This is a genomic window from Streptomyces sp. NPDC047981 (genome assembly GCF_040653315.1).
Classification (GTDB): domain Bacteria; phylum Actinomycetota; class Actinomycetes; order Streptomycetales; family Streptomycetaceae; genus Streptomyces.
Map to the genome: position 1 here is coordinate 345,279 of NZ_JBEZNQ010000001.1, position 25,318 is coordinate 370,596.

22 protein-coding genes and 1 pseudogene are annotated in these 25,318 nt (G+C 69.9%); 11 read left to right on the plus strand and 12 right to left on the minus strand.

The genetic code is table 11. The features are described from left to right. Positions 1-313: 313 nt before the first annotated feature. The 6 genes from AB0E14_RS01585 to AB0E14_RS01610 all read right to left on the minus strand — a co-directional run bounded on the left by AB0E14_RS01585 (position 314) and on the right by AB0E14_RS01610 (position 6,027). Positions 314-1,921, minus strand: coding sequence for a hypothetical protein (locus AB0E14_RS01585; RefSeq protein WP_362410130.1), 1,608 nt, complete (start codon positions 1,919-1,921; stop codon positions 314-316). Between the two features lie 253 nt (positions 1,922-2,174). Then, positions 2,175-3,134: a hypothetical protein gene (locus AB0E14_RS01590; protein ID WP_362410132.1), complete on the minus strand. Its 960-nt coding sequence runs from the start codon at positions 3,132-3,134 to the stop codon at positions 2,175-2,177. A gap of 130 nt (positions 3,135-3,264) precedes the next feature. Continuing rightward, on the minus strand, positions 3,265-4,065 hold the full coding sequence (locus AB0E14_RS01595; protein ID WP_362410134.1) for a hypothetical protein: 801 nt from the start codon (positions 4,063-4,065) through the stop codon (positions 3,265-3,267). 15 nt (positions 4,066-4,080) lie between these two features. Beyond that, positions 4,081-5,109 carry a hypothetical protein gene (locus AB0E14_RS01600; RefSeq protein ID WP_362410136.1) on the minus strand — a complete coding sequence of 343 codons (1,029 nt, stop codon included), beginning with the start codon at positions 5,107-5,109 and terminating at the stop codon, positions 4,081-4,083. Beyond that, entirely contained in the window at positions 5,106-5,393 is a 288-nt protein-coding gene (locus AB0E14_RS01605; RefSeq protein ID WP_362410138.1) for a hypothetical protein, read from the minus strand. The genes AB0E14_RS01600 and AB0E14_RS01605 overlap by 4 nt, the downstream gene beginning before the upstream one ends. Positions 5,394-5,460: 67 nt before the next feature. Further along, a complete protein-coding gene (locus AB0E14_RS01610; protein ID WP_362410140.1) occupies positions 5,461-6,027 on the minus strand; it encodes a hypothetical protein in 567 nt (188 codons plus the stop codon). Between the two features lie 500 nt (positions 6,028-6,527). On the opposite strand from AB0E14_RS01610, the gene AB0E14_RS01615 reads away from it, so the two are divergent. From AB0E14_RS01615 to AB0E14_RS01630, 4 genes and pseudogenes are all read left to right on the plus strand, one after another. Beyond that, positions 6,528-7,172, plus strand: coding sequence for a ParB N-terminal domain-containing protein (locus AB0E14_RS01615; RefSeq protein ID WP_362410142.1), 645 nt, complete (start codon positions 6,528-6,530; stop codon positions 7,170-7,172). Positions 7,173-7,174: 2 nt separating this feature from the next. After that, complete coding sequence (locus AB0E14_RS01620) at positions 7,175-7,816, plus strand: hypothetical protein (protein ID WP_362410144.1); 642 nt, start codon at positions 7,175-7,177, stop codon at positions 7,814-7,816. Positions 7,817-7,908: 92 nt separating this feature from the next. Beyond that, positions 7,909-8,949: a peptidoglycan-binding protein gene (locus AB0E14_RS01625; RefSeq protein WP_362410147.1), complete on the plus strand. Its 1,041-nt coding sequence runs from the start codon at positions 7,909-7,911 to the stop codon at positions 8,947-8,949. A 58-nt stretch (positions 8,950-9,007) separates the two neighbouring features. Next, positions 9,008-9,370: pseudogene (locus AB0E14_RS01630) on the plus strand (single-stranded DNA-binding protein); the annotation flags it as partial. 125 nt (positions 9,371-9,495) lie between these two features. On the opposite strand, the gene AB0E14_RS01635 reads toward AB0E14_RS01630, so the two are convergent. From AB0E14_RS01635 to AB0E14_RS01645, 3 genes are read right to left on the minus strand one after another with little or no spacing between them, the layout of a single operon-like run. Then, on the minus strand, positions 9,496-10,941 hold the full coding sequence (locus AB0E14_RS01635) for a hypothetical protein (RefSeq protein WP_362410150.1): 1,446 nt from the start codon (positions 10,939-10,941) through the stop codon (positions 9,496-9,498). Continuing rightward, complete coding sequence (locus tag AB0E14_RS01640; RefSeq protein ID WP_362410153.1) at positions 10,938-11,324, minus strand: hypothetical protein; 387 nt, start codon at positions 11,322-11,324, stop codon at positions 10,938-10,940. The genes AB0E14_RS01635 and AB0E14_RS01640 overlap by 4 nt, the downstream gene beginning before the upstream one ends. Then, complete coding sequence (locus AB0E14_RS01645; protein WP_362410156.1) at positions 11,308-11,970, minus strand: sigma-70 family RNA polymerase sigma factor; 663 nt, start codon at positions 11,968-11,970, stop codon at positions 11,308-11,310. The genes AB0E14_RS01640 and AB0E14_RS01645 overlap by 17 nt, the downstream gene beginning before the upstream one ends. 227 nt (positions 11,971-12,197) lie before the next feature. On the opposite strand from AB0E14_RS01645, the gene AB0E14_RS01650 reads away from it, so the two are divergent. Continuing rightward, complete coding sequence (locus AB0E14_RS01650; RefSeq protein ID WP_362410159.1) at positions 12,198-12,413, plus strand: hypothetical protein; 216 nt, start codon at positions 12,198-12,200, stop codon at positions 12,411-12,413. Positions 12,414-12,901: 488 nt separating this feature from the next. Continuing rightward, positions 12,902-14,140, plus strand: a complete 1,239-nt coding sequence (locus AB0E14_RS01655) for a tyrosine-type recombinase/integrase (RefSeq protein ID WP_362410162.1) — start codon at positions 12,902-12,904, stop codon at positions 14,138-14,140. 395 nt (positions 14,141-14,535) lie between these two features. Here the strand turns inward: AB0E14_RS01655 and AB0E14_RS01660 are convergent, their stop codons facing one another. Both AB0E14_RS01660 and AB0E14_RS01665 read right to left on the minus strand, forming a co-directional pair. Further along, the gene (locus AB0E14_RS01660) at positions 14,536-16,923 is read right to left on the minus strand and encodes an MFS transporter (protein WP_362410165.1); all 2,388 of its coding nucleotides are present in this window, start codon (positions 16,921-16,923) and stop codon (positions 14,536-14,538) included. Between the two features lie 236 nt (positions 16,924-17,159). After that, the gene (locus tag AB0E14_RS01665; protein WP_362410168.1) at positions 17,160-17,603 is read right to left on the minus strand and encodes an SRPBCC family protein; all 444 of its coding nucleotides are present in this window, start codon (positions 17,601-17,603) and stop codon (positions 17,160-17,162) included. Between the two features lie 209 nt (positions 17,604-17,812). Between AB0E14_RS01665 and AB0E14_RS01670 the strand changes: the two genes are divergently transcribed. The 3 genes from AB0E14_RS01670 (at position 17,813) to AB0E14_RS01680 (ending at position 21,148) form a co-directional block, all read left to right on the plus strand. Next, the gene (locus AB0E14_RS01670) at positions 17,813-18,862 is read left to right on the plus strand and encodes an Rv2578c family radical SAM protein (protein WP_362410171.1); all 1,050 of its coding nucleotides are present in this window, start codon (positions 17,813-17,815) and stop codon (positions 18,860-18,862) included. 115 nt (positions 18,863-18,977) lie between these two features. After that, a complete protein-coding gene (locus tag AB0E14_RS01675) occupies positions 18,978-20,588 on the plus strand; it encodes an alpha/beta hydrolase (protein ID WP_362410174.1) in 1,611 nt (536 codons plus the stop codon). 83 nt (positions 20,589-20,671) lie between these two features. Then, the gene (locus tag AB0E14_RS01680) at positions 20,672-21,148 is read left to right on the plus strand and encodes a RidA family protein (protein ID WP_362410177.1); all 477 of its coding nucleotides are present in this window, start codon (positions 20,672-20,674) and stop codon (positions 21,146-21,148) included. Between the two features lie 32 nt (positions 21,149-21,180). Here AB0E14_RS01680 and AB0E14_RS01685 read toward each other — a convergent pair whose 3' ends face one another. Further along, positions 21,181-21,783: an adenylosuccinate lyase gene (locus tag AB0E14_RS01685; protein ID WP_362410180.1), complete on the minus strand. Its 603-nt coding sequence runs from the start codon at positions 21,781-21,783 to the stop codon at positions 21,181-21,183. 449 nt (positions 21,784-22,232) lie between these two features. Here AB0E14_RS01685 and AB0E14_RS01690 point away from each other — a divergent pair, with 449 nt between their 5' ends. Next, on the plus strand, positions 22,233-24,014 hold the full coding sequence (locus tag AB0E14_RS01690; protein WP_362410183.1) for a 3-hydroxybutyryl-CoA dehydrogenase: 1,782 nt from the start codon (positions 22,233-22,235) through the stop codon (positions 24,012-24,014). Between the two features lie 121 nt (positions 24,015-24,135). Continuing rightward, complete coding sequence (locus AB0E14_RS01695) at positions 24,136-24,972, plus strand: TetR family transcriptional regulator (RefSeq protein ID WP_362410186.1); 837 nt, start codon at positions 24,136-24,138, stop codon at positions 24,970-24,972. The last annotated feature ends 346 nt before the right edge of the window (positions 24,973-25,318 follow it).

Genomic DNA, 25,318 nt, shown 5'->3' on the forward strand with positions numbered 1-25,318 from the left:
GTGCGCATCGGCGCGCGTCCGCCGCCGGCGGGTTGAGCGCCCCCGCCCGCGCCTGAACGCTCGGGATCGCTCGGGCGCGCGCCGGCCGCCCCGTCGGGACCCGCCCGCCGGACCCCGGTTGCTCTTCGGACAGGTGGGGTGCGCTCCGGTGGACAGCGGGCGGGCAACTCAGGCGCGCCAGGATGAGCAACGGCGCTCCGGGGTGCGCGGGCGGAATCGGCTGAGGCACGCGCCTGCGCGATCCAGGGATCACGAGGCGCGCGCCTCAGGTCCGGCGGGCGCTCACGGGCGCGCCGAGTTGTCGCGCGTCCGGTCAGTCGGTGGCGGCCAGGTCGGCGTGCAGGGACTCGAAGAGTTGCGCGATCTTCAGCTCCGGGGTACCTGCGCGGCGGTACGCGTCGGCAATGTCGTGGTGCCCGTCGGTTTCCAGGAGGTCGGCGACTTGGCGCCGGTGCCGGGCGACGTGGTTGCGCAACCGCGTCATCGTCACGGTGCCCTCGGTCGTGAGGGAGGCGAGGTGGTCCTCGCGGGTGATCCCGAGGGTGCGCGCCTGGATCTCCGCCTCGGTGAGCAGGACGGTCATGACGTGGTCGACCTTGCTGGTCTGCGCGAGGCGGGGAACGCGGTGGGGCAGGTCCTGCGGCTCCTCGGCCTCGCTGACCTCGTCGACGGGTTCGGGCCCCGGCTCCGGCTGCTGCGGGTCCGGGGGCGGGGGTACCGAGTCGTCCGGCTCGGGCTCGTCGGGCGTGGTGCTCGTCGAATCCTGCTCGGGCTCGCCCCGGGTCTGCTGCTCGGTGCCACCGGTCTCGGAGGTAGCGCCCGTGGCCTTCTGGCCTGCTTCGCCCTGAGCCTGCTGGGCCTTCGTCTTCAGGTGCTCAAGGGAGCGGTCTATGAGGTCGTCGGCGCTCATGGTCCCCCACGCCGTCTGCGTCGCGACCGCCCCAAGAGTGAGGCGGCCGTGCTGCTCACGGAGCGCGCGCAGCTCCGCTTCCGGGTTGTCCGGGTGCACGAGTGCGCGCCGGATCATCTCGGCTGCCTGCGCGCTGGTCAGGGTAGGGGCCTGCTGCGGGGCGGGCGATCCGGACAGGGGCTCGCCCAGGGTGGCGTCGGGGCGCAGCTCGGAGACCGACCGGGAGTCGGCCGCGTCCAGGAGCCCGAGGCGGCGCAGCAGGGCGTCCACCGTGAAGTCCGGGAACCGCCGGGTCTCGCCGGGCCGGATGTCCATGTGGAGGCTGCGGACTCCGGTGAGCCACGCGTCGCCGATGGCGTGCAGGTCCACGATCGCGTCGACGGCGGCGGGGAGGTTGCGCTCCGCCTTGATCTTGCGGGTGGTGTTCCGGGTGGGCTTGTCGTTCTCGAAGGCGGTGACGATCTCGGTGCGGGCGAGCAGGAGGCAAGGGCCCTGGTGGCGGCGGATCTGCCACAGCACCTCGCCCCAGCGGTCCTTGGCTCGGTTCCACAGATCGGAGTCGATGACGACGGGGTCGTCGAGGGTGGGGATGCGGGAGCGGTTGCGTTCGGCCTTGCGGATGGCCCTGTTGCGGGCGTACCTCGCGACCTCGTCGCTGAGCATGTCCCACAGAGCGGTCATGGTGTCGATGACCAGGAGGTTGGGCTTGCCGTCGGTCCGGGGCTGGTGGTTGACCCACCGGATGGCGTCGAGGATGTCCTGGTAGGAGCCGTCGTGCTCGACGATCTCGTACTCGGCTCCGGGGACGCGGCCGTAGTAGTCGGCCGTGCCTTCCGTGCCGCCGATCTCGATCCAGAAGGAGCGGCCGACGAGGTCGGAGCCGGTGCCGCGTGCGGCCTCGAAGCTCTTCCCGGTCTTCTCCAGCCCGGTCAGCAGGACGAGCGGCGGGTTAGGCATGCCGGTCGGCCGGCGGCTCCTGCGGGTGCGCTGCGGCGTGGTGATTCCAGCCATGGTGGTGCCTTTCGGGTCGGTATCCGGGCTGCTCTCCCGGATGTTGCGTCGGGCATGCCCCTAAGATCACGGCGTGACGTCTGCTGTACTAATTTTACCTGGGGTGGTCGTCCTTCTTCAAGGCGGGCGGAGGGCCAGGTGCCGCCTCTCGGGAAACCGTCGCCGTCCGGCGGTCGGCCGTGCCCGCTCATGACGGCGGCGGGCGCCCCGAAGAGGGTGCGCCCGCCGCGTCGTACGTCGTTCTCGGCGAAGGTCAGGGGGACGGCTCAGTGGCCTTGGCCAGCTCGTCCAGGTCGACGCCCCCGCCCTGCTCCTTCAACTTCTCGGCCCTGTAGCGGGCTTCGAAGCGGGGGCCGACGTTCTTGCGCCCGTTCTGCGGGGTGTGACCCAGGCGGCGTCCGAGCTGCGACGGGTTGAGGTCTCCGAACCATCCGAAACGGGACTCCTCGCTCTTGTCCCGGGCGTCCTTCCAGATCGTGTACAGCTGCTCCTCGGTGAGCGTGGCGTCGCCGTCGGCGTCGTCGTCCTGCTCATCCGCCTCGTCGGGGCCGCTCTCGTCGTCTGCCTGGGAGGTATCGCTCTCCTCCTCCGTCTCGACTGCGGCCGGGGCGGCGGTCTCGGCGGCGTCCTCGCCGATCGCGGGGGCGGGCGGGGTGGCGGTCGCCTCGTTCTGGACAACGCGAGTGCCTTCGGGGTCCATCCAGTCCGATCCGGCTCCATGAGCGCGGACGAATCCGGAGATGTGCAGGCCGAAGGTGCCGCCGAGGGGGACCATCGCGGCGACGGCTGAGCCGATGCCGTAGACCCAGGCACGGTTCTCGTCGAGGACCTGGGGAACCTGGCCACTGCCGAACCACGTGGCGAGCGCGGCCATGGCGTGGCCAACGTTGGCGGCAATCGAGATGGTGAGCAGGAAACCGAAGATCAGCCAGAGCGACCAGTAGTAGCCGGTCTCGTTGCCGTCGGCGTCACGGCGCCGGATGGTTGTGACCGCGCCGGCATTGAAGGCGAGGAGGGTTTCGAGGGAGATGGCCATCGCGACGGCGGCGAGCGTGGGGAATCCTACGAGGGTTCCGGCCCAGTAGAGCTGGTAGAGACTGGCGATCATCATGCCGAATCCGGCGCCCGCAGCGCCGAAGCGCAACCGCTCGTGCCAGTCGCGAAGTTCGCGTTCGCCCTGGGTGACGGCACGCAGGGCAGGCAGCTTGGACATGGGTGTTCCTTCGCTTCGGGTCGGCCCGAGATGCCTATGCTCGTCGGCTCTCGGTTGCCCAAACCCTATAGCGTCACCCGCCGCTGCGCTCAGGTACGCCTCTGTCATGTACCAGAGGCGCCCGAGTTGTTCACCAGTCGAGGGCCTGCCGGGGCTGGCGCCGGTCCTTGCCGACGACCTTCATCAGGTAGGCACGGTCCTCGATCCGAGAGACCAGCCGCTCGCCAAGGATGGCCTTGATCGCGTCGCGGCGCAGGTTGGTGGAGTACGCCGTGGGCTTGCCGGCGGCGATCCGGGAGCCGACCAAGTCGGTGGTCTCCCGGCGTACGAAGTCGGTCTGGACTCCGTCCATCTCGCCACACAGCTCGTCGAGGATGAGCAGGTCGGGCTCTTCGACGAACCGCCTGCGGACCGCGTACTTGCTCAGGTCGTTCGGCCCGCCGTCGGGGCGGCGCCAGGCCAGGTAGGTGGAGTGCTGCACCATCCGTACGAACAGGCCCTGCTCGCTGGCCTCGTTCCCGAGCGCGAGGATGCCGGTGGTCTTCCCCGAGCCGACGTTGCCCGCGACGACGAGGTTCATGGTGCTAGGCCGGGCGCGGGTCTTCTTGGCTGAGATCAGGCTGTCGAGCCAGCTCTTCAGCAGCTTCGACCCCTGGTTCTCGTCGAGGTCTGCGAGGCGCCACTTCAGGTAGTCGTCGTGGTCGGCGGCGAGGACGCTGTTGCGCCAGGCCAGGGCTCGCGCGTGTGCCTGCGGAACGGCGACGTCCTCCCACAGCCCAGCGCCGTTGTCGTGCTCGGGGACATTCACTCCGAGCTGGGAGAGGTCGGCACCGCCGCGCTTGAGGGCGGCGAGCATGCGGTCACTGACGACGTTCCCCAGGGGCATCGGGTCCCGTCCGACGCGGTAGCGCTCGATGGTCATGGTGCTCACTGCGGGCTTCTCTCGTTAGGCAGGGACGACGCTGAAGGCGGGCTCGTCGAAGGAGGACGTGGGCGGCGGGTCGGCACTGCCGATGGGGCCCCAGGTGGCGGCGTCGTTGTAGAGCGCGGGCCGCCCTCCGTAGCGGGCTGGCATCGGGGCGTTGTTGCGCTCGTCGCTCAGCGCCCGCTGGAAACGAGGAGCGTTCGGCCAGTGCACTCCCGTGCGCTGGAACGCTTTGGCCACCTGCTGCTTCTCGTATCCGGCTTCGAGTGCCTGCTTGCTGAGCTGGACCAGGCCGAAGTACCAACCGGACTTCTTCGGCCCTGCGTACGGGCCGAGGTGCTTGGTGGCGTGGTCGTAGTACCAGGTGGCGACTTCCTGAGCCGGGGTCTTCATCTTCGGCTCGGGGGATTCGCCGTCCGCGGAGTCCTCGTCCGGCTTCTTCTTGGTGGCGCGCGGCGCGGCGGGCTTGCGCTTCCTCTGCCCGGCGGCGGCGCGGGCGGCCGGGGGCAGGGGCCGCTTCGTCTCCTTGGCCGGGGCCTCTTCGGTGTCGGCCTCCGGCTCGGGGGCGGGCGTCTGCTCGCCGTCCGTCGGAGCGTCGTCGGTGTCCGGCGCTGTGCCGGCCGTGATCCCGTCCGGCCCGTAGGTGTCGTCGGGGTAGCGGACCTGCCAGGAGCCGTCGCCCTGCTCGACGACGGGGATCGTCAGGTCCTCGCCGAAGATCTCGTAGTCGCGGGCCCACTGCTCCATGGGGTACTCGCTGATCGCCGCACCCATGACGGTCTTGCCGTCGCGGAAGCGGCGCCGTTCCAGGCGGTAGTAGCCGTACTTGGCCAGTTGGTGGAGCGACTTGCGGATAGCGTCGCGGCCTTCGCGGCCTTCGCCTCGGGAGAGCTGTTCGCTGCGCACCTGCCAGCTCTCGTGCTGGTCGAGGCAGTACGTCAGGATGCCGAGGGAGCGGTAGCTGAGGTCGGTGTCGCGGACGGTCTCGGACTCGACCTCTACGTGGTACTTGCGGCGGGGGCTGCGCCGGAGGGCGCTGCGGTCGATCACGCTGCCACCCCGTTCACCTGGTCCATGGTGCGGAAGTGGGTGTGCCAGGTCTTGCGGCCGTGGGAGCCCATCTCGTACACACGGCGGGACTCGGCCATTCTGGCCTTCCGCAGGTCCGACAGCGGCTTGCGCGCCTGATGGTTGGTCAAGGCGCAGGCGTCGGCGGCATCCTGGACAGTGACCCACCGTCCACCGCCTTCGAGCACGAGGAAGCAGTAGAGGCGGAACGCGCGGTCAGATATGCCCTCGCCGAGGGCAGGGGTGATGTGGGCGTGGCTGGACAAGGAGATGGTCCTTCGGAGCGGGCCCGGCCGCCCGAGGCGCGGCCGGGCTGCTGGCGCTGGCGGTCGGCTACTGCTGCTCGGAGGCGGGGAGCATGGGCACCCCGTTCAGCAGGCTGCTGAGCTGACCGCTCGCGTACGCCGCCTCAAGGGCCTCCTTGCCGCCGTCCTTCCACGTGGTGCTGATCGACCCCGTGGCCTTCCCGCCAGGGATGTACCGGAGGCCGGGGATGGGCTCTCCGGTGAGCTTGTCGACCACGATGCCGGTCGCCTTGTCGTACACGGCGCGCTTGAGCATGGCGTCTCGGAAGGCGGGCCGGACCTGGATGATCGCCTCGACTTCGCCGCAGTCGTCAGCGAAAGCCGCGAACTTCTCCTCGTCGGCCACCTCGTACTTGCCCCTGGAGACGGAGACGGTGTGCGTGGCGATCGGAACCCCGCCGATCCTCACGTCGATGGACTTGGTGCCGCTGTCGGGGTCCGCGTAGGCGGCGAGGAGCGGGGCCTTGACGGCGTCCGCCTTCTCGTCGATCAGGGGCACGACGCGGGCCTTGAAGTGCTTGGCGAAGGCCGAGAGCAGGGCAGCGTCCCCGAGGGACAGGGGGGTCTCCGATGTCTGGCCAGCGTCGTTCGACATGGCAGTCCTTTCTCACCCCAGGTACGCCCAGGGCTTCTTCGGGTCGGGTCCCGGGCGGGGTGCTGGGGCGTCGCCAGTACGTACGTACGCGGCTGAAATCCGTTACACCTAGGCCCAGAAAGCTGGGTCGCTCTCCCAGCCAGAAAAATAGTACAGCAACCGTCACATGGTGTGTAGAGGGGGCTCCCCCTTCACAGATAGAGGAGCCGGGCGACAACCGCCGCACGGTCCGGCCCACTCCCCTGCCTAGGCCACGCGGCGACGTAAACGCCTGCCGACTTCTACCTTTCGCCCGGCTCGCCTGCCCATGGTGACGTCGCCACAGGCAGACGGGCCCCGGCACCGCCCCATCCGGAACGAGGGCGGTGCCGGGTCGGCGGCGAGCGTGGCCCGGCCATGACGGCATGCCCTGCGTGCGAGGCAGGGCGCCGCGGTTGAAGTCCGCGGGCTCGCAGACCGTGCCCGCCGCCGGCATCACCCCCGCTGCCGGAAGGACCCCGATGGCCGTGCCCGCCCCCCGCTACACCACCTACATCCCCCTCGCCGACCTGGCTCCGAGCCCCGGCAACCCCAAGAAGCACGAGATCGAGCGGATCATCGAGTCGATCCAGACTCACGGCTTCCTGGACCAGCCGATCGTCGACGAGCGCACCGGCCTGGCCATCGGCGGTCACGGCCGCCGGGAATCCCTGCACGAGATGCAGCACCGGGGCCTGCCGACACCCGACGGCATCCTCGTCGACGACGACGGCGGCTGGCTCGTGCCTGTCCAGCGCGGCTGGGCTTCCCGCAGCGACACCGAGGCCAAGGCCGTGATCATCAAGCTCAACCGCATCACCCAGGACGGCGGCTGGGAGCCCCGCGCTCTCACCGCGTTCTTCGAGGACATCGTCACCGCCGAGCCTGACCTCTACGACTCCCTCGCCATCCCTGACGAGGAGCTGGAGACCCTGCTGCGCCAGGTCGACCCCGAGACCCTGCCCGGCGCCATCCACGACAGCGACACCCAGCCCCCCATACTCCACCTGCCTGACGACGGCTTTGGCACAGGTGCCGAACTCACCCCTGACGACGAGGGACGGCCCCGGGTGACCACCTGCCCGGCCTGCGGTCATCACTTCACCCCCGGCCGCAAGGACGCCTGAGCATGTCGAACCGCCGCAAGCCGCGCCGCCTCGGGGCCGGCAGGCCCACCCTCCTGTCCGCCGAAGTCGAAAGCCGCATCCTGGCCGCCTCCCGCTCCGGCATCGCGGTCGAACTCGCCGCCGAGGCCGCCGGCATCAGCGCCGCCACGTACTGGAGGTGGATGGCCCGAGGTCGCGCCGAAGCCGCCGCTCGCGACGAAGGGCAGAAGCCCAACCGCGACGAAGACCCCTACGTCGAGCTGTTCGAGCGGGTACGCACGGCTCGCGCCATGGCCGCCGCCCGCGCCATGGCCAACATTCGAAGGGTCGCCGACGGCGGGATCGTCACCAAGACCAGCACCCGCAAGTACCGCGACCCCGAGACCGGACAGATCGTCGAGGAGGTCACCGAGGACCGAACCGCCCCCGACTGGCGCGCCGACGCGTGGTACCTGGAGCGCCAGCACCGTCACCACTACGGCAGGGACGCGGCCCTGGCCGTTGAGATCACCGGCCTCGCCGACTCCGAACCTTCGCCCGAGGAACACGTGGACCTCGGCGCACTCGCCGAACGGCTGAACAAGACGCTCTTCGCCGTCGAGTACCCCGACCGGCCCGCGCTGGAAGACGGCACCGTCGTCGACGCCGAGGTGATCGACGGATGACCCACTGCTCCTACAGCGGCAGGACGCGACACTAGGCCCGCTCGACCCTCACGGTGCTCCCTCCCTGACCCCAGCCTCTGGAGGGCACCACCATGAAGATCGTCACCCGCGCCGAGTGGGGCGCCAAGCCCTGGGCCGGGACGCCCAACACCGTCCCGCTCAGCGCCCGCACCGAGTTCTTCATCCACTACGACGGCGGCACCCCGGTCTCCCGTACCGGCTTCGCGATCATGCGCGCCATCGAGGCCGAACACCGCGCCAACGGCTGGTCCGGCGTGGGCTACCACTTCGTCGTCGACCAGGCGGGCACGATCTACGAGGGCCGCGGATGGGGCCTCCAGGGCGCTCACTGCCCCGACCACAACGTGTCGGGGATCGGCGTCCAGATCGCCATCGGCGGCAGCCAGGAGCCCAGCGCGAAGGCCCTGGCCGCCGCCCGCGCCCTGTACGAGGAGGCGTGCCGGAAGACGGGCCAGACTCTGGCGAAGAAGGGCCACAAGGACGGCTTTGCCACGGCGTGCCCCGGACCAGCGCTCTACTCCTGGGTCCGCGCCGGGATGCCGGCCGGGGAATACCAGCCCGCCCCGTCGCCCGGTGGGAACACCGGCACGAGCACCGGCTCGATCGCCCGCTACCAGACCACCATCAACGGACTCGTCTACGGCTACGGCGCCCGTGGGGCCCACATCACCCGGACCGGTGAAGCTCTCGTCAAGCGCGGCTTCGGCAAGCGGTACACCTCCGGCCCCGGCCCGACTTGGACCGACGTCGACACCCTCAACTACCGCGACTACCAGCTGTCCATCGGCCTCACGGGCAAGGCGGCCGACGGCATCCCGGGTCCGGATTCCCTCAAGAAGCTCCTCGGCTCCCTCCCGTCCGCTGCCAAGCCCATGCCGCCCTTCCCCGGCACCTCCTACTTCGGTCCCGGGAAGAACAACGCGCACATCGCCATGCTGGGCAAGCAGCTCGTGGCCCGCGGCTTCGGCAAGCACTACACGTCCGGTCCCGGCCCGAAGTGGTCTGAGGCTGACCGCAAGAACGTTCGCGACTTCCAGCTCTCGCGCCCGGACCTGCGCGGCGACGCCGACGGCCTCCCCGGTCCGAAGACCTGGCGCTCGCTCTTCTCCTGACCTCCACACACCACGGCCCGTCCAAGCGGGTCGCCCACTTCCGTTCGAAAGGCCTTACGTGGCAGGCGAGACCGTCATCACCGTCCTCGGCAACCTCGTCGACGACCCCGAGCTGCGCTTCACCCCCTCCGGCGTAGCCGTCGCCAAGTTCCGAGTCGCATCCACCCCGCGCACCTTCGACCGCCAGAGCGACGAGTGGAAGGACGGCGAACCCCTTTTCCTGACCTGCTCGGTCTGGAGGCAGGCGGCCGAGAACGTCGCCGAATCACTCAGCAAGGGCACGCGCGTGATTGTCCAGGGTCGCCTCCGCCAGCGATCGTACGAAGACCGGGAAGGCGTCAGGCGCACGGTCTTCGAGCTCGACGTCGAGGACGTCGGCCCGAGCCTGCGCAACGCCATGGCGGCCGTCGCGAAGACGACCGCGACGCGCGCGATGGCTCCGGCGGCCGGCCGCGTGGTGGCGGACGACCAGTGGGCAGGCGCGCCTCCGTTCTGACCCAGTGCGATCGGGCCCCGCAGGACGCCGCCTGCGGGGCGCACCCGTTCCTAGGCGACTTGAGCGACCCAGGCCCGAGGAAGCACGAGTAGCCCTCCGCCCTCAAGATCGTCGTGGTCGAACAAGTCAGCCTCGGGGTGACCTTCTTGTCCGTCTCCACTGCCGTCGTTCGGCTCCGGGTCCAACGTGGGGGGCAGTTCCGAGACCGGCGTCGGGACCGGTCGTGGTGTCGGCGTCGGGTCCGGGGTCGGAGTCGGTGTCGGGTCCGGAGTCGGTGTCGGGTCCGGGGTCGGAGTCGGTGTCGGGTCCGGCACCGGGACCGGGTCCGGCGTGCGCGTCACGATCGGTTCCGGCTCGACGACAGGCACTCTGGCGCTGTTGGTGTCGGTCTCGTCGGTAGGCGGCGGCTCCAGCCCTGCGGCGAGGGCCACAATGTCGTCGATCCCCGACGGTTCGGAGGAGCGAACACCGTCATCGGTCAGCCCGAGTACTGCTCGGGCAGCGAGCAGCGTCGGCATGGTCACCCCGGACTGCTCGGGCCTGAACACGATCTCGTCCAGGTCCTCCGAGGCGATCCCCAAGGTGCCGAGCGTGAGCGCGGCGAGACGCGGTGGCAGCGGTAGCCCTTGGGCGCCCATCGCACTGAACACGGCAGGACGGTGCTGCGGCGCCGAGCGTAGTTCGCCCATGTACTCCGTGAGACGTTCTTCATCCGTCCCCCACAGGACGTAGCGGCCCCAGCGCTCCATGTTCGGGTACATCGCCTGGGAGCCGTCCTGCTGAACCCACGTCGCGGCGTAGTCGATGTCCTCGAAGATCCTCAAACCAAGGCGCTCAGACCCGTAGCTGAAGGTGAAGACGACGGAATCGGGGCCGGTAGCAGCAGTGGTGGCCATGACCATGCCGTCAGAGTCGGTGCACTCCGCTTCAAGACTGTCGATCGTGTGGCACACGATCTTGCCCGCCTTCGAGAAGTCCAGGAAGTCCCCCGCCTCAAAGGGCTCTGGCGCCTTGTACTGAGGGTCGTCCGCCGTCGTCGCCGGCGTCTTGTCCTCGGCGCTGGCAGCGCTCTGCGACCCGTTCTGCGCGGTCGCGTGCCCGAGAGCCCATGTCCCGGCGAAGGCCGGAATCAGGGCAGCGGCTATCGCCCAGTTCCGAACTCGCCTACGCGGGGCGGGCACCACCGGGGCCGGGGGCCCAGGCGGCAGGGGAGGCAGGTCGACCGGCGGTGCGGCAGGCTCGACGGCTGGGGTCAGCAGCTCGTCGAAGTCCCTGAAGCTCACGTGCTCACGTACCAGGCGCTCGACCTGTTCAACCGGCAGGTCTGGCATGGCGCTGCGGATCTGCCGGACGGCCGAATTGAAGCTCTGCGGCTTCAGGAACAGGTGGCGCTCCCCGTCCACGGTGACCACGCCCACATCGGCGAGGGCCACCGCATCAGGGTCGGGATCGTCCGGGTCGACGATGTGGATCTTGATCGGGTTGTCCGAAGTCACCGCTGCTGCCGGTCTCGCTCGCTGTTGAGTATCCGCTCGATCACGGCCTTGCTCTTCTCGGCACGCTCGGGCGTGATCGGCTCGATATCGCTGAGGACGAGCCGTCCACCGTCCGACAGCTCGACCTCCTGCTGATGGATCTCCGGCTCGTCGAGGCCGTCGCTCGTGCCGGCGTCCTCTCGCGCGGCCTGGGGATTCAGCGCTCGCTGGAACTCGCGCAGAGCCGCCTCTCTGGTCGCCCGCGCGCGAGCGGGGTCCCGACGGTAGCCGGGTCGCAGCGCACCTGCGGCGGCGAGCAGACGGCGCGTCTCCTCGTCGTGAGGAACGGGACCACCTTCCAGTGCCCGCTCCAGGCGCTCGCTCTGGTCACCGCGTCGCAACATGCGACCTCGCCTCTCGTTCCACGCGGGTCTCGATGACCCTGTCCTTGCCCACGGCCGCCGTCAGCAGCTCTTCAATCAACTCCGCCGAGGACTCGCTCGGCGGCATCACCTCGGCGAGTTTGCGCAGCGCCCTCAGAGTCAGGGTACGGACTGCGCCATCCGTCTTCCCCATGATCTCTGCGGTGCGCCCCGGACTCTCGCCGTCGAAGAACCGCAGGATGAGCACCTGTCGCTGGTCAGGCCGGAGCTTGTGCAGCTGCGCCTCGACCGCGCGGGCCAGTTCTCGGTTCTCCGCCAGTTCCTCGGTGGTCTGCCCGGCTCGTGGCCTGTCCAGCTCCAGGTGATTGGCGCACAAGGACTCGGGAGGGCGGCGCTGAATGGCCCGCAAGTGATCGAGGGCCGTGTTCCTCGTGATCGTCTTCAGCCAGCCCATGAAGTTCGAGCCAGCCCGGTACTTCCCGATGTTCTGAGCGACCTTCAGCCAGACTTCCTGGCTCAGGTCTTCCGCGACATGCCCGTCCCAGACGAGACGGAGCACCCAGCGGTACACGGTCTCCTGGAGTTCGTCGTGCAGCGCAGCGAACGCGTCAACGGCGTCTTCGCCGCCCTCTGCGGCACGCGTGACCAGGTCTTCCAAGGTCTCCACGGCGTGGCTTTCCCCCCATGAGCAACAGCAGCACAGCCGCCGTCCGGCCTCCCCTTGCATCTGGAGGTGGTCATTCCGGTACGACGCCGGGGAAGCATAACCGGACGCATACGACCCGCTTCGTACGAGATACCTGCATCGGCCACGGAGCCGACGTGATATACGGTCCTACCGACGCCAGGAGAGCAACCCGGCGACACCGACCCGAAGCGAAAGGCCGATCCGGCATGCCCGCGACCAGCACCGACCGCACCCTGATGCTGCTCCCCTTCGAGGAGTGGATCTCGGTCCACGCAGCGGCCAAGGCCGCTGGGCTCGACCAGATCGCCGTCACGCGCATTGTGCGAGCCGGCCGTCGGCGCGGCATCCTCTGCACCCGCGGGAAGGGCGCCACTCAGCAGGTCAGGCGAATCCACACCGGCCCCCGCCGCAGAGCTGCCTAGTAGCGGCTCCGACTCCGCGCAGTCCTCCCTCACGCCAGGTGTAACAGATTTCGCGCATCCGCGTACGTGTCTATGCCGGGCCGCAACCGGCCCTATCCGGTCGGACCAATCCACCGGAGGACGCTTACGGAAGAAGAGGGTTGAGCATGGCTCGCGGCGGTTCCAACGCACTGCTGAGTTTCGAGACGATCGCTGATCGAATGAAAGTCCCGAAGAGGACAGTGCTCGACAACTACAAGAACTGGCAGATCCCTGTTGTTCGAGTGAGCGATCGAATCATCCGCGTTCGAGAACGCGACTTCGAAGCATGGGTCGACGCACACGCAGAACGATTCCCTTAAGCGTCTCCATTTCCTCATGGTCCATATTCGCCGACGCTCAACACCCTGAGGACCCGGCTTGACCAGCCGCCACTAGTCGTCCTACATACAGTCCAACCCCTGGCCAGGGCGCCGCCCACCACCCGACCACCATCACGAGAGGCAGCCGTGGCGCGAAAGCCCACCGTCTACAAGCGGTGCGAATGCCCCGATCAAGACCGGCCCAAGAAGGGAGGATGCAACCACAGCTGGTCGTACAACCGAACGAACAACCAGGGAAACCGCACACGCGCAACAATTCCCGACTCGGTTGGCCTGACCGAAGCGCAGGCTCAGGGAATTCTCGACGGCATGACCCCCGGGGCGGTACCAGAGCCTAAGGACACGAACCTAAAGTTTCGCCAGTGGGCAGCCGATTGGCTGGATCGGCGCCGCGCCACGGAGACCACCGTCGAGAAGTACGAGATCGCCGTCCGCCTGCACCTGAATCCGCGGTGGGGCAACCAACGCCTTCGCACCATCGAGAAGCGTCAGGTGGAGGCGTGGGTTCAGGACATGGAGGCCGACGAAAGCCTTGCCAACTCGACCGCCTATGGGCACTGGAAGGTCTTCAAGATGATCATCAAGGACGCCCTCCAGAACGGGAAGTTGGCATCGAACCCGACCTACGAGGTCGATGGCCCCTACGTCGGCGAGTCCAAGCCGTACGTCTTCACCCCCGAGGAGTGCTGGGCCATCTACGACGAATTCCCGCACCGGTACCGCGTCATACCCATGCTCGGCTTCGCCTGTGGCACACGGCAGGGAGAGGCTTTCGGCATCTGCACCGACGTGATCGACGTGAGCCGACGGGTGCTCACCGTGCGCCGGCAGGTGCTCAAGATCAAGGAGACCCAGTACAGGCCCCGCCTCGTCGAAAGACTCAAGACGAGCCCTCGCATCAGGTCCAAGACCGTCCCGATGCCCTCATATCTTCATGACGCGCTGGAGGAGCACATGGCGGCGTACGCCCCCCAGCCCACGGAGAACATCATCTGGGAGCACAAGAAGAAGGCTGACGCCTGCAAGCGCAGCACTGCGCACGCGCTCTTCTGGACGCCCTACAACAACCTCATGGCCGGCAACTACTTCAACGACGGCCTCTGGAAGCCCACCCTGCGGCGCCTAGGCATCAGGGACGAGAACGGCGAGCTGCCGACCTTCCACGACCTGCGGCACACCTTCATCTCGACCTGCCTCCAGAACGGCATCCCGGAGCACACCGTTGCCGCCTGGGTCGGAGACTCGGTCGAAGAGGTCCGGCGCACTTACAGCCACCTTCTCAGGGACCATGCCGATACCCATGGGGCCGTGGCCGCCCGCCTTACGGCGCGGCCACAGCCCATCGTCATGGGCTCTGCTGCATGACACCTCCCCTACGGGGAACCCACACTCAGCGGGGCTGAGGCCGTTTCGGCCTCAGCCCCGCTTCGTCATTGGCATGCGCATCGGCGCGCTCCTCCGGCCCTCTCAGCACCTGCGCGCAGCCCTGTTCGGCAGAAGCTCTCCGAGAACGCCGTCGGGCTATCAAGGGGGTACAAGCCCGTGTTAGCAGGCTGGACATGGCAGTGAGGCATACCGCCCAGACAACGTTGCAGCACCCTGGCCCCCACTCGACAGACAACCCGGCCCGCAGAGGCTCGGACGGCTGCCTGTGTGGCTACCTACATGGCTACGTACGTAGCCGCGCGGACCCGTTTGGGCCGGGTCGAACCGGGGCTCTCGACACCCTCCGGAAAGCTCATGCTGCCCCCGCAAGCCGGTCAGTCTTCATGGCCGAGCTGGAGGTCGCGTTCGGTGCGGCCACCGCCAGCCACCTGGAGGACAGTGGCAACGGGAGGGTACCCAGCGGCGATGACCGTGTACTCGCCCGAGGACAGATCCACAAAGCGGAAGCTGCCGTCGGGGCCCGTAGTGAGGGTGTCGACTACATTCCCGGCCGCGTCGAGCAGCGTCACCCGCGCGTCCTCCACGGGCCGTCCACCCCCGGCCCGCACGATGCCCCGCAACACCGCCCCGCCGGCCAGTTCGACGTCCTGGCGAGTCTCGCGGGCAGACTGGACGCTCACCGGAACGGCGGCGGGCCGGAAGGCGGGGGCACTGGCAGCAAGCGTGTACTCACCTGCCACCAACTCCCCAATGGAGTAGGCGCCTTCACGTCCACTGCGAGTGCTGGCCACGACCTCACCACGTACGTCGGTAAGGGTGACAGCGGCATCGCGAACAGGGGCGCCATCAGCGGTGAGGACGCTGCCTGCCAGGCGTCCGGCGCCGCCGAGGACCACATCGAGCTCCACGGGCCTTTCGCCGACGGTGACAGTGACGGCCTGCGGCTGGTGGCCGCCGGCCGCCGCGATCAGGACGTACGAACCGGAACCCGGGACAGCCAATGCGTAACGGCCATCTTCGCCGCTCGCACTCCTACCGATCTGTCGGCCCGCGACATCGATGAGCGTAAGGGCCGCTCGCGGGACGCTACTCCCATCGGGGTGCTGCACGTGGCCGCAGACCGGCACACCGGATGCGGGCGCCATCCGGGCCGAGGGGATCGGGGTGGGGGCCTCGGTGGTGGGGGTGTGGTGGGACACCAGCGGTTTCTCCTTGAGGAAGAAGGCGAGGACGAGGCCGAGCACGAGGACCGGCACGAGGTAGAGGAAGATGCGCGGCATCGCGTCCGCGTACGCCTGGATGTAGGCGTCGCGCAGCGCGGGCGGCAGGGCGTGCACCGTCTGCGGGGTGATCGATTCGGCGGCGGGGAGCGGGACGCCCGCCGTACTGGGCAGGGATGCGGCGAGGGCGTCGTCGAGGCGGGCCGCGAACAGGGTGCCGAAGATCGCGGCGCCGACGCTGCCGCCGATCTGCCGGAAGTAGTTGTGGGCGCTGGTGGCGGTGCCGAGGTCGGCGGGGCGGACGGAGTTCTGGACCGCCAGGATCAGGACCGGCATGACCAGGCCGATGCCGATGCCGAGGACGGCCTGCCAGAGGCTGTGGTGGAGGCGCGGGGTGTCGGTCTCCATCCGGGAGAGCAGCCACATGCCGACGACGGAGATCGCTCCGCCGGCCACCGGGTAGATCCGGTAGTGGCCGGTGCGGGTGATGAGCTGTCCCGAGACGATGGAGGCGAGGACGATCCCGCCCATCAGGGGCAGCATGAGGAGACCGGACTCGGTGGCGGTGGCGCCCTCGACCATCTGCAGGAAGGTCGGCAGATAGCTGGCGGCGCCGAAGAGGGCGATGCCGACGACCGCGCCGACGAGGCTGGTGACCGTGAAGACCGAGTCGCGGAACAGTCGCAGCGGGATGAGGGGTTCGGGGGCGACGTACTCGACGACGAGGAAGAGCAGGGTCGTTCCGGCCGCGCCCGCGCCGAGGCCGATGATGACCGTGGAGTCCCAGGCGTACTCCGTCCCGCCCCAACTGGTCAACAGGACCAGGCAGGTGGAGGCGGCGGCGAGCAGGATCGCGCCGAGGACGTCGAGCCTGGCCCGGCTCTGCGGCTTGGGCAGTTTGAGCACGACGGCGACGACGGCGAGGGTGACCAGACCGAACGGCACGTTGAAGTAGAAGCACCAGCGCCAGGAGACGTGGTCGGTGAAGAAGCCGCCGAGCAGCGGGCCCGCGACGGAGGCGAGGCCGAAGGCGGCGCCGATCAGACCCATGTAGCGGCCGCGTTCCCGGGCCGGGACGATGTCCGCGATGATCGCCTGGACGCCGATCATGAGTCCGCCCGCGCCGACCCCCTGGACGGCCCGGAAGGCGATGAGTTCGTCCATCGAGCGTGACCAGCCGGCCAGCGCGGAGCCGATGACGAAGACGACGATGGCGAAGAGGAAGACGCCCTTGCGGCCGAAGAGGTCGCCGAGCTTGCCGTAGATCGGCAGACCGATGGTGGCGGTCAGCAGATAGGCGGTGATCGCCCAGGACATCCGGTCCAGGCCCTGGAGTTCGCCGACGATCTTCGGCAGCGCGGTGGCGACGATCATCTGCTCCAGGGCGGCGAGCAGCAGCGCGAGCATCAGGCCGAAGAAGACGAGCCGGACGCGGCGGGGGTCGAGGGCGCCCTCCTCGGACGGGGGCGGCGGGGCCTGGCCGGCGGGCGGATCGTCCGCGACGCGCGGTACGTCGTCCTTCGCCAGCGTGATCGCACCCACGTGCTGCTCCCCTCGTCACGACTTCAGCGCCGCGCCATTCTTCGCATTGCGCGCGAAGCGGGGGCAAGTCGGACGGTACGGAGGGTCAGCGCGGGCCAAGATCACGAACGGGCCCGGCACAGGGCGCACTTGGGGCGCTCATCAGCGTATTTGCGGAGACGCACGCGACCCCCGCGCGCGCGGGGCGCTCGTGCGGGGGTCGCGGGAAACCACTCGAATCGGTGAGCGCGAGGGCGTTACTTCTCCACCTCGGCCGCGAGGTTGGCGAGGATGGCGTCGTAGATCCGGCCAAGTCCCTTGGGCGCGAAGGTCTTCTCGAAGAAGCCGCCGATGCCGCCGGCGCCGTTCCAGACGGTGGTGACGACGGCCTTGGACCTGCCCTCGCCGGCGGGGGTGACGGTCCAGGTGGTGACCATGGAGGAGTTGCGGTCCTTCTCCACCAGCTGCCCGTCGGTCGGCTCGGTGACCTCCAGGAGGCAGTCGCGGATGCGCTTGCTGGTGGCCTGGAGCTTCCAGTGGACGAGGGTGCCCTCACCGTCGCCGCCCTCGCGCACCTCGTACTCGCTGAAGTGCTCCGGGAGCAGCTTCGCGCGCTTGTCGGTGTAGTCCGCGAGGGTGTCGAACACCGTCTCGGGGTCCGCCGCGATGATCCGCTCCGTCGTGGCCTCGACCTGCGCCATGGCACTTCCTCCAGCACTTGGTTCTTCAGGGGTGTGGCGCCAAGACAACCACCTGCGCGCGGGCCTCCCAAATCCGGGTTCCCTTCCGGAATCCGGGTCCCCTCCGGAATCCGGGTTCCCCTCCGGCGCCCGTTCCGGCTTGCGGCGATCAAGGGAACAGGTGTTCTATTCTGGGAACGGCTGAGGACACGGCTACCGAGGAGGCGTCCATGCGCTGGGACAATCTGGGCGACAACGGCGTCGCCACCGAGACCGCGCTGTTCGGCACGGACGCGGTCACCACCCGCACCTTCGACACCCCCGAGTTCCGCGGGATCACCTTCCACGAGGTGCGGGCCCGCTCGATCGTGAACCGGGTGCCGGGCGCCTCCCGCATGCCCTTCGAGTGGACGGTCAACCCGTACCGCGGATGCACCCACGCGTGCGTGTACTGCTTCGCCCGCAAGACCCACAGCTATCTGGACCTCGACACCGGCCTCGGCTTCGACTCCCAGATCGTGGTGAAGATCAACGCGCCGGAGCTGCTGCGCCGCCAGCTCTCCTCCCGGCGCTGGCAGGGCGCGCACATCGCGATGGGCACGAACGTCGACTGCTACCAGCGCGCCGAGGGCCGCTACCGGCTGATGCCGGGGATCATCGAGGCCCTGCGGGACCACGCGAACCCCTTCTCCATCCTCACCAAGGGCACGCTGATCCTGCGCGACCTCGATCTGCTCGTGCAGGCCTCCGAGGTGACCGAGGTCGGCATATCCGTCTCCGTCGGCTTCACCGACCAGGAGCTGTGGCGAACGGTCGAGCCCGGCACGCCCTCCCCGCAGCGGCGGCTCGACGTCGTACGGACGCTCGGCGAGCACGGCATCGGCTGCGGGGTGCTGATGGCCCCCGTGATCCCCTTCCTCGGCGACCGGCCCGAGCAGCTGCGCGAGACCGTGCGCGCCATCGCAGAGGCGGGTGCGACCTCCGTGACCCCGCTCGTGCTGCATCTGCGGCCGGGGGCCCGCGAGTGGTTCTTCACCTGGCTGCGGCGGCACCACCCGGGGCTCGTGGGACGGTACGAGCGGATGTACGCGGACGGGGCCTACGCGCCGACCTGGTACCAGCGCCGGATCACCCGTCAGGTGCACGAGCTGGCCGCCGAGTTCGGGATCGGGCCCGCCGGCCGGGGCGCGCCGCGCCGGACACCGGCACCGGCACCGGCACCGGCACCGGAGGAGCCCACGGCCCTCGCGGCGGCGGCCGAGCAGTTGAGCCTCCTGTGAACGTCCAGGGCCCTCCCCCACGATTCGCCCGTGCGATGAACTGACGGATCGTCTGTTCGGGTCAACTCTGGCCGGTGCGTGTCCTTTCCCCTTCCCTTCTGGGCACGGACGCCCTATGACCACACGCGCAGGAATGCTGATCGCGGCTGGGGCGCTGGTCGCCGGGACGGCCACCGTCCTGCCCGCGTCCGCCGCTCCCCGACCCGAGCCGGCCCCCCGCCCCATCGCGCCCCTCGTCTGGAGCGGCTGCGCCACACAGGCGTATCCGAAGCTCCAGTGCGCCACGCTCAAGGTGCCGCTGAACCACGACGACCCGGCGGGCCGGAGCATCACGCTCGCGCTCACCCGGGTCCCGCACACCGCCAAGACCTTCCAGGGCCCGCTGCTCGTCAACCCGGGCGGGCCGGGCGGCAGCGGCCGCACGATGGCCGGCTTCGTGGCCGCCTCGCTGCCCGCCAAGGTGGCGGCGGAGTACGACGTCATCGGCTTCGACCCGCGCGGGGTCGGCAGGAGCGAGCCCGCGCTGAACTGCCGGCCCGGCCACTTCGACCCCGTGCGCCCCGACTCGGTGCCGCTCGGGGCGGAGGGCGAGCGGCTCGGCGTCGAGCGGGCCCAGGCCTTCGCGAAGGCCTGCGGGGAGAAGTACGCCGACGTCCTGCCGTACATCGACACGGTCAGCGCCGCGCGGGACATGGACGCGATCCGCGCCGCGCTCGGCGCGACGCAGCTGAACTATCTGGGCTACTCCTACGGCACCTACCTCGGCGCCGTGTACGCGCGGCTCCACCCGGAGCGGGTGCGCCGCATGGCGCTGGACTCGGTCGTCAACCCGCAGGGCGTCTGGTACGAGGACAACATCGCGCAGGACTACGCCTTCGACACCCGCCACAAGGACTTCATGGCCTGGGTGGCCCGCCAGGACGACACCTACGGCCTGGGCGCGGACCCGGCGGCGGTCGAAGCCGCCTGGTACGGCATGCGGGACGCGCTGCGGACCACCCCGGCGGGCGGCAAGGTGGGGCCGGGCGAGCTGGAGGACACGTACCTGCCCGGCGGGTACTACAACGGCTACTGGCCCAAGCTGGCCGAGGCCTTCTCGGCGTACGTCAACGACAAGGACGCGGTCCCGCTGACCCGGGCGTACGAGAACTACGGGGCGGCGGACCCGGCGGCCGACAACAGCTACTCGGTCTACACGAGCGTGCAGTGCCGGGACGCGAAGTGGCCGCGCGACTGGAGCACCTGGCGCGCCGACAACTGGGACGTGCACGCCAAGGCGCCCTTCTCGACCTGGAACAACGCCTGGTACAACGCTCCCTGCGCGTTCTGGCCGGTGGACTCGCTGACGCCGCCGGACGTCTCGAACGACGAGGTGCCGCCGGTCCTGATCCTCCAGGCGACGGACGACGCGGCCACTCCGTACGAGGGCGGTGTGGCGCTGCGGCGGATGGTCCAGGGCTCCAGCCTGGTCGTCGAGGAGGGCGGCGGGAACCACGGGGTGACGCTCGGCGGCAACGACTGCATGGACGAGCACCTGGCGTCCTACCTCGCCACGGGGGTCGTGCCGCGCGGCGACGGGCAGGCGGAGGCGGACGCGGTCTGCTCGGCGCTCCCGGAGCCCGAGCCGACGCCGAAGGCGGCGAAGCCCACGGGGAAGCGGACCGCCGTCGCACCGGCCGCCACGGGCGGGGAGGTCCTGCACGCGCTCCTGGGTCACGAGCGCTGAGGAGCTCACCACGCACCACCGGGCCGGACCCCCTCGTCGGGGTCCGGCCCGGACTGTCGGTGGTATGCGCGAGGATGTCGGTCATGAGTGCGCACCTGACCCATGTGTCCGCCCCCGACGGCATCGCCGCCAGCCCTCAGTACAGCCACGTCGTGTGGGGCACCGGCCGGTTCGTCGCGATATCCGGCCAGTGCTCCTTCGACGCCTCGGGCGCGGTCGTCGGGGCGGACGACCCGGCGGTGCAGGCCCGTCAGGTCTTCGCGAACCTGCGCCGTTGCCTGGCCGCGGCGGGCGCGGGGTTCGAGGACGTGGTGAAGCTGACGTACTTCGTCACGGACGTCGCCCATCTCCCCGCCGTGCGGGCCGCCCGGGACGAGGCCTTCGGCGCGGCCCCGCTGCCGGCGAGCTCGGCCGTCCAGGTCGCCGCGCTCGTCCGCCCTGAGCTGCTCATCGAGATCGAGGCCTTCGCGCTGGTCCCGGAGGACGCGGCTCCGGACGGATCCGGAGCCGCCACGGCCCCGGTCAGGCTGGTGGCCGTGGACGGCGGGCGCACCCTCTAGGGCCTGTCCGGTGGATCAGGGCCGGACAGGCCCTAGGGCGTCTCCGCGAGCCGGGCGAGCGCCGCCTCGGCCGCCGGGCCGAGGCGGGGGTGCGGCAGGGCGGCTTCGAGGGCGGGCCGGGCGCGGTGGTCGGCGAGCGTGCCGAGGCCCTCGACGCAGGCGAGGCCGACGCGCCAGTGCGGGTCGTCGCCCGCCAGGCGCCGTTCGAGGACGGCGACCAGGGCCGGCACGGACTCGGGGGCGCGCAGCTCGGTCAGCAGCCGGACCGGGAACAGGGCGTAGGCGACGCGGAGTTCGTTGGTGGCGAGGGCTGCGGCGGCTCGTGCCGTACGGGGATCGCCGAGCCGGGCGAGGGCGTACGCGGCGGAGACACAGCGCTCCGGGTCGCGGTGGTTGAGGAGCAGGACCAGGGACTCGAAGGCCCGCGGGTCACCCGCGAGGCCCAGCCGGAAGGCGGCGAGTTCGCGGGCCCAGAGCGGTCGGCCGGGCGCGGTCAGGACGCGCGCGAACTCCTCGGGATCGTCGGTGGCGACGAGTTCCTCGAATGGTTTCCGTTCGGCTTCACCGCCGCCGTGGATCTCGTCCCGCAATCGATCGATCATCGAGCAGAATTCGGGGTCCTGGGCGATTTCCATGACCGTCAGCGTATCCGCGATCCAGATCACATTTTCCGAACTCCCCGGGACTGGCGCGCTCGTTACCCGCCGGTTAATCTCAGGTGAGCGGGTCACCCCCGCAACCCTCACCACGGCCTGGTGACGCAGCCGTCGTGAGATCGAGTGTGTCGGTTCGGCAGTTTCAGGCGTGACTCCGGGACAGAGTCCGTCGCCCCTTTTCGCGCGGGTTCTTCATCCACCCGCGACGCGACCCGCTTCGCCCCTACGAGACCCGTTTCGCCCACACGCGATGCGTTCGCTCGTCCGCGATTCCCTCGCTCGTACGTGAACCGAGTTTCGCCCGTACGCGCCCTGTTCCGTTTTCGCGATCCGTTTCGCCCCGCGATCCGTTTCGCCCCCGCGATTCGCCTTGTGGCTCCCGCGATCGCCGCCTTCAGTCGTCACTCTTCACCTCCTGGAGTCCCCTGATGGACACCCCTCTCTCCACCATCGCCGTCGTCGGTCTCGGCACCATGGGCAAGGGCATCGCCGATGTCCTGGCCCGGGCCGGCCGCGAGGTCATCGGTATCGACATCAGCGAAGCCGCCGCCGGCCAGGCGGTCGCCGCCCTGGAGGCGTCCACCGCCCGCGCGGTGGCCCGTGAGCGGATCACCGAGGAGGAGCGGCGGGACGTCCTCGCCCGCTTCCGCACCTACTCCGACCTTCAGGCTGCGGCCGACGCCGACCTGGTGATCGAGGTCGTGCCCGAGTCGTACGAGGCCAAGCAGGAGGTGTTCCGGGCCCTGGACGGCATCGTCCGGCCCGACGCGATCATCGCCACCGGCACCAACGCCCTCTCCGTGACCCGGCTGGCGGCCGACTCGGCGCACCCGGAGCGCGTGCTCGGCCTGCACTTCTTCACGCCCGTCCAGGCCATGAAGCTGGTCGAGGTCGTCTCCTCCGTCCTCACCGCGCCGCAGGCAGTCGAGGCCGTCACGGCCCTGGCGCACGACCTCGGCAAGGAGCCGGTCGCGGTTGGCGACCGCCCCGGCTTCGTCGCCGACGGGCTGCTCTTCGGCTACCTCAACCAGGCCGCCGCGATGTACGAGGCGAAGTACGCCTCCCGCGAGGACATCGACGCCGCCATGAAGCTCGGCTGCGGGCTGCCGATGGGGCCGCTGGAACTGCTGGACCTGATCGGCATCGACACCGCCCGTACGGTCCTGGAGGCCATGTACAGCGAGTCGCACGACCGGCTGCACGCGCCCGCCCCGATCCTCAAGCAGCTCAGCGAGGCCGGTCTGACCGGCCGCAAGTCGGGCCGCGGCTTCTACACGTACGACGCGGCCGGCTCGGCCACCACGGTCCGCGACGCGCTGACCCCGCTGGAGAGCGCCGCCACCACCGAGGGCCGCGAGGTCCGCTCGGTCGGCGTCGCGGGCTCCGGCACGATGGCCTCCGGGATCGCCGAGGTCTTCGCCAAGGCCGGCTACGAGGTCGTGCTCGCGGCCCGCTCGCAGGAGAAGGCCGACACCGCCAAGGCCCGGATCGCGAAGTCCCTCGCCCGTTCGGTCGACAAGGGCCGGATGACCGGTGAGGCCCGCGACGAGACGCTGGCGCGGATCACCCCGGCCGGTTCTGTCGACGCCTTCGCCGAGGTCGACCTGGCGGTCGAGGCGGTCGCCGAGGACCTGGCGATCAAGCAGGAGCTCTTCGCCCGGCTCGACAAGATCTGCAAGCCCGGCGCGGTGCTCGCCACCACGACCTCGTCCCTGCCGGTCGTCGCCTGCGCCCGCGCGACCTCGCGTCCGCAGGACGTGATCGGGATGCACTTCTTCAACCCGGCGCCCGCGATGAAGCTGGTGGAGATCGTCCGTACGGTCCTGACCGGCGACGACGTGCACGCCACGGTCCGCGAGGTGACGGCGAAGATCCGCAAGCACCCGGTGGACTGCGGCGACCGGGCCGGCTTCATCGTGAACGCGCTTCTCTTCCCGTACCTGAACAACGCGATCAAGATGGTCCAGGAGCACTACGCGAGCCTGGACGACATCGACGCGGCGATGAAGCTGGGCGGCGGCTACCCGATGGGGCCGTTCGAGCTGCTCGACGTGGTCGGTCTGGACGTCTCGCTCGCGATCGAGCAGGTGCTGCACCGCGAGTTCCGCGACCCGGGCCTGGCCCCCGCGCCGCTCCTCGAGCACCTGGTGGCGGCCGGCTGCCTGGGCCGCAAGACGGGGCGCGGCTTCCGCGAATATGCCCGTCGCTGAGCCCTCCGCGGGCTGGGGAGGGCTGCTGAGCCCCGGGAGCGCCTCCGGCACCCCGGGCCCGGGCCCCGGCGACCCTCCCCCACCTGGGCACACTCCCGCACTGATGCAGTACGTTCAGGACATGTCCAAGGCCGCGAAGTCACCCCGTGCCACGTCCCTGTCCACCGCCGACACGGAGAGCGCGGCGGGCACCCGCGCGGCCGCGCAGCGGTTGAAGATGCGCCGTGAGCTGGCGGCCGCGGCCATGGAGCTGTTCGCGACCAAGGGGTACGAGGCCACCACGGTCGACGAGATCGCGGCGGCGGCAGGGGTCGCCCGCCGGACGTTCTTCCGCCACTTCCGCTCCAAGGAAGAGGCGATCTTCCCCGACCACGACGACACCCTGGTGCGGGCGGAGGCGGTGCTGAACGCCGCGCCGCCGCACGAGCACCCGCTGGACACGGTCTGCCGCGGCATCAAGGAAGTCATGAAGATGTACGCGGGGTCCCCCGCGGTCTCCGTGGAGCGGTACCGGCTCACCCGCGAGGTGCCCACCCTGCGGGAGCGCGAGATCGCCTCGGTGGCCCGCTACGAGCGGCTCTTCACCCGCTATCTGCTCGGCCACTTCGACGAGCGGGACCACCACGACGGCAACGACGACCCGCTGCTCGCCGAGGTGGCCGCCTCGGCGGTGGTCACGGCCCACAACCACGTGCTGCGCCGCTGGCTGCGGGCGGGCGGCCAGGGCGACGTGGAGGCGCAGCTCGACCACGCCTTCGCGATCGTGCGGGACACGTTCGGCTCCGGCATAGGCGCCCGCCCGGCCGCTGCCGGGCAGGCCGCCCAGACGGCGGCTCAGGCCTCCGCCCCGGCGGCGGCGACGGTGACCGGCGAGGGTGACGTGGTGATCGCCGTGGCCCGCACGGACGCGCCCCTGGACGAGGTCATGCGGACGATCCAGCAGGCCCTGAAGGGCTGAGACACCCTCCCTGTACGGCGAAGGCCGCCCCCGACCACGGGGGCGGCCTTCGCCGCTTTCATGACGATTTCCGGCTCACACGGGGACCCATTCGATCGATCATCGCTCATGTGTGACCAGCAGATTGCATATGAGTGAAATTGTTGGCACGCAGTGCCTTGTCAGGTGACACGCGGTGCCATACGTTGATGTTGTCCGGGCGGCCGGCGCGCAGAGATCTCCTCGTGCGCCGGCTGTCCCCACAAGCGATCGTGATTGTGCGCCCGGACGCCTGCGTCACAGGCAACGTCAGCGCCCACCAGGCGCCGGCCCACCCCGCACCACCCGCCGAACCGACGGCACACCT

Excerpts from the sequence above, each read along its gene's own strand:
- AB0E14_RS01585 (WP_362410130.1), bottom strand. The coding sequence starts at position 1,921 with ATGGCTGGAATCACCACGCCGCAGCGCACCCGCAGGAGCCGCCGGCCG.
- AB0E14_RS01590 (WP_362410132.1), bottom strand. The coding sequence starts at position 3,134 with ATGTCCAAGCTGCCTGCCCTGCGTGCCGTCACCCAGGGCGAACGCGAA.
- AB0E14_RS01610 (WP_362410140.1), bottom strand. The coding sequence starts at position 6,027 with ATGTCGAACGACGCTGGCCAGACATCGGAGACCCCCCTGTCCCTCGGG.
- AB0E14_RS01615 (WP_362410142.1), top strand. The coding sequence starts at position 6,528 with ATGGCCGTGCCCGCCCCCCGCTACACCACCTACATCCCCCTCGCCGAC.
- AB0E14_RS01620 (WP_362410144.1), top strand. The coding sequence starts at position 7,175 with ATGTCGAACCGCCGCAAGCCGCGCCGCCTCGGGGCCGGCAGGCCCACC.
- AB0E14_RS01625 (WP_362410147.1), top strand. The coding sequence starts at position 7,909 with ATGAAGATCGTCACCCGCGCCGAGTGGGGCGCCAAGCCCTGGGCCGGG.
- AB0E14_RS01640 (WP_362410153.1), bottom strand. The coding sequence starts at position 11,324 with ATGTTGCGACGCGGTGACCAGAGCGAGCGCCTGGAGCGGGCACTGGAA.
- AB0E14_RS01650 (WP_362410159.1), top strand. The coding sequence starts at position 12,198 with ATGCCCGCGACCAGCACCGACCGCACCCTGATGCTGCTCCCCTTCGAG.
- AB0E14_RS01665 (WP_362410168.1), bottom strand. The coding sequence starts at position 17,603 with ATGGCGCAGGTCGAGGCCACGACGGAGCGGATCATCGCGGCGGACCCC.
- AB0E14_RS01670 (WP_362410171.1), top strand. The coding sequence starts at position 17,813 with ATGCGCTGGGACAATCTGGGCGACAACGGCGTCGCCACCGAGACCGCG.
- AB0E14_RS01675 (WP_362410174.1), top strand. The coding sequence starts at position 18,978 with ATGACCACACGCGCAGGAATGCTGATCGCGGCTGGGGCGCTGGTCGCC.
- AB0E14_RS01680 (WP_362410177.1), top strand. The coding sequence starts at position 20,672 with ATGAGTGCGCACCTGACCCATGTGTCCGCCCCCGACGGCATCGCCGCC.
- AB0E14_RS01685 (WP_362410180.1), bottom strand. The coding sequence starts at position 21,783 with ATGGAAATCGCCCAGGACCCCGAATTCTGCTCGATGATCGATCGATTG.
- AB0E14_RS01690 (WP_362410183.1), top strand. The coding sequence starts at position 22,233 with ATGGACACCCCTCTCTCCACCATCGCCGTCGTCGGTCTCGGCACCATG.
- AB0E14_RS01695 (WP_362410186.1), top strand. The coding sequence starts at position 24,136 with ATGTCCAAGGCCGCGAAGTCACCCCGTGCCACGTCCCTGTCCACCGCC.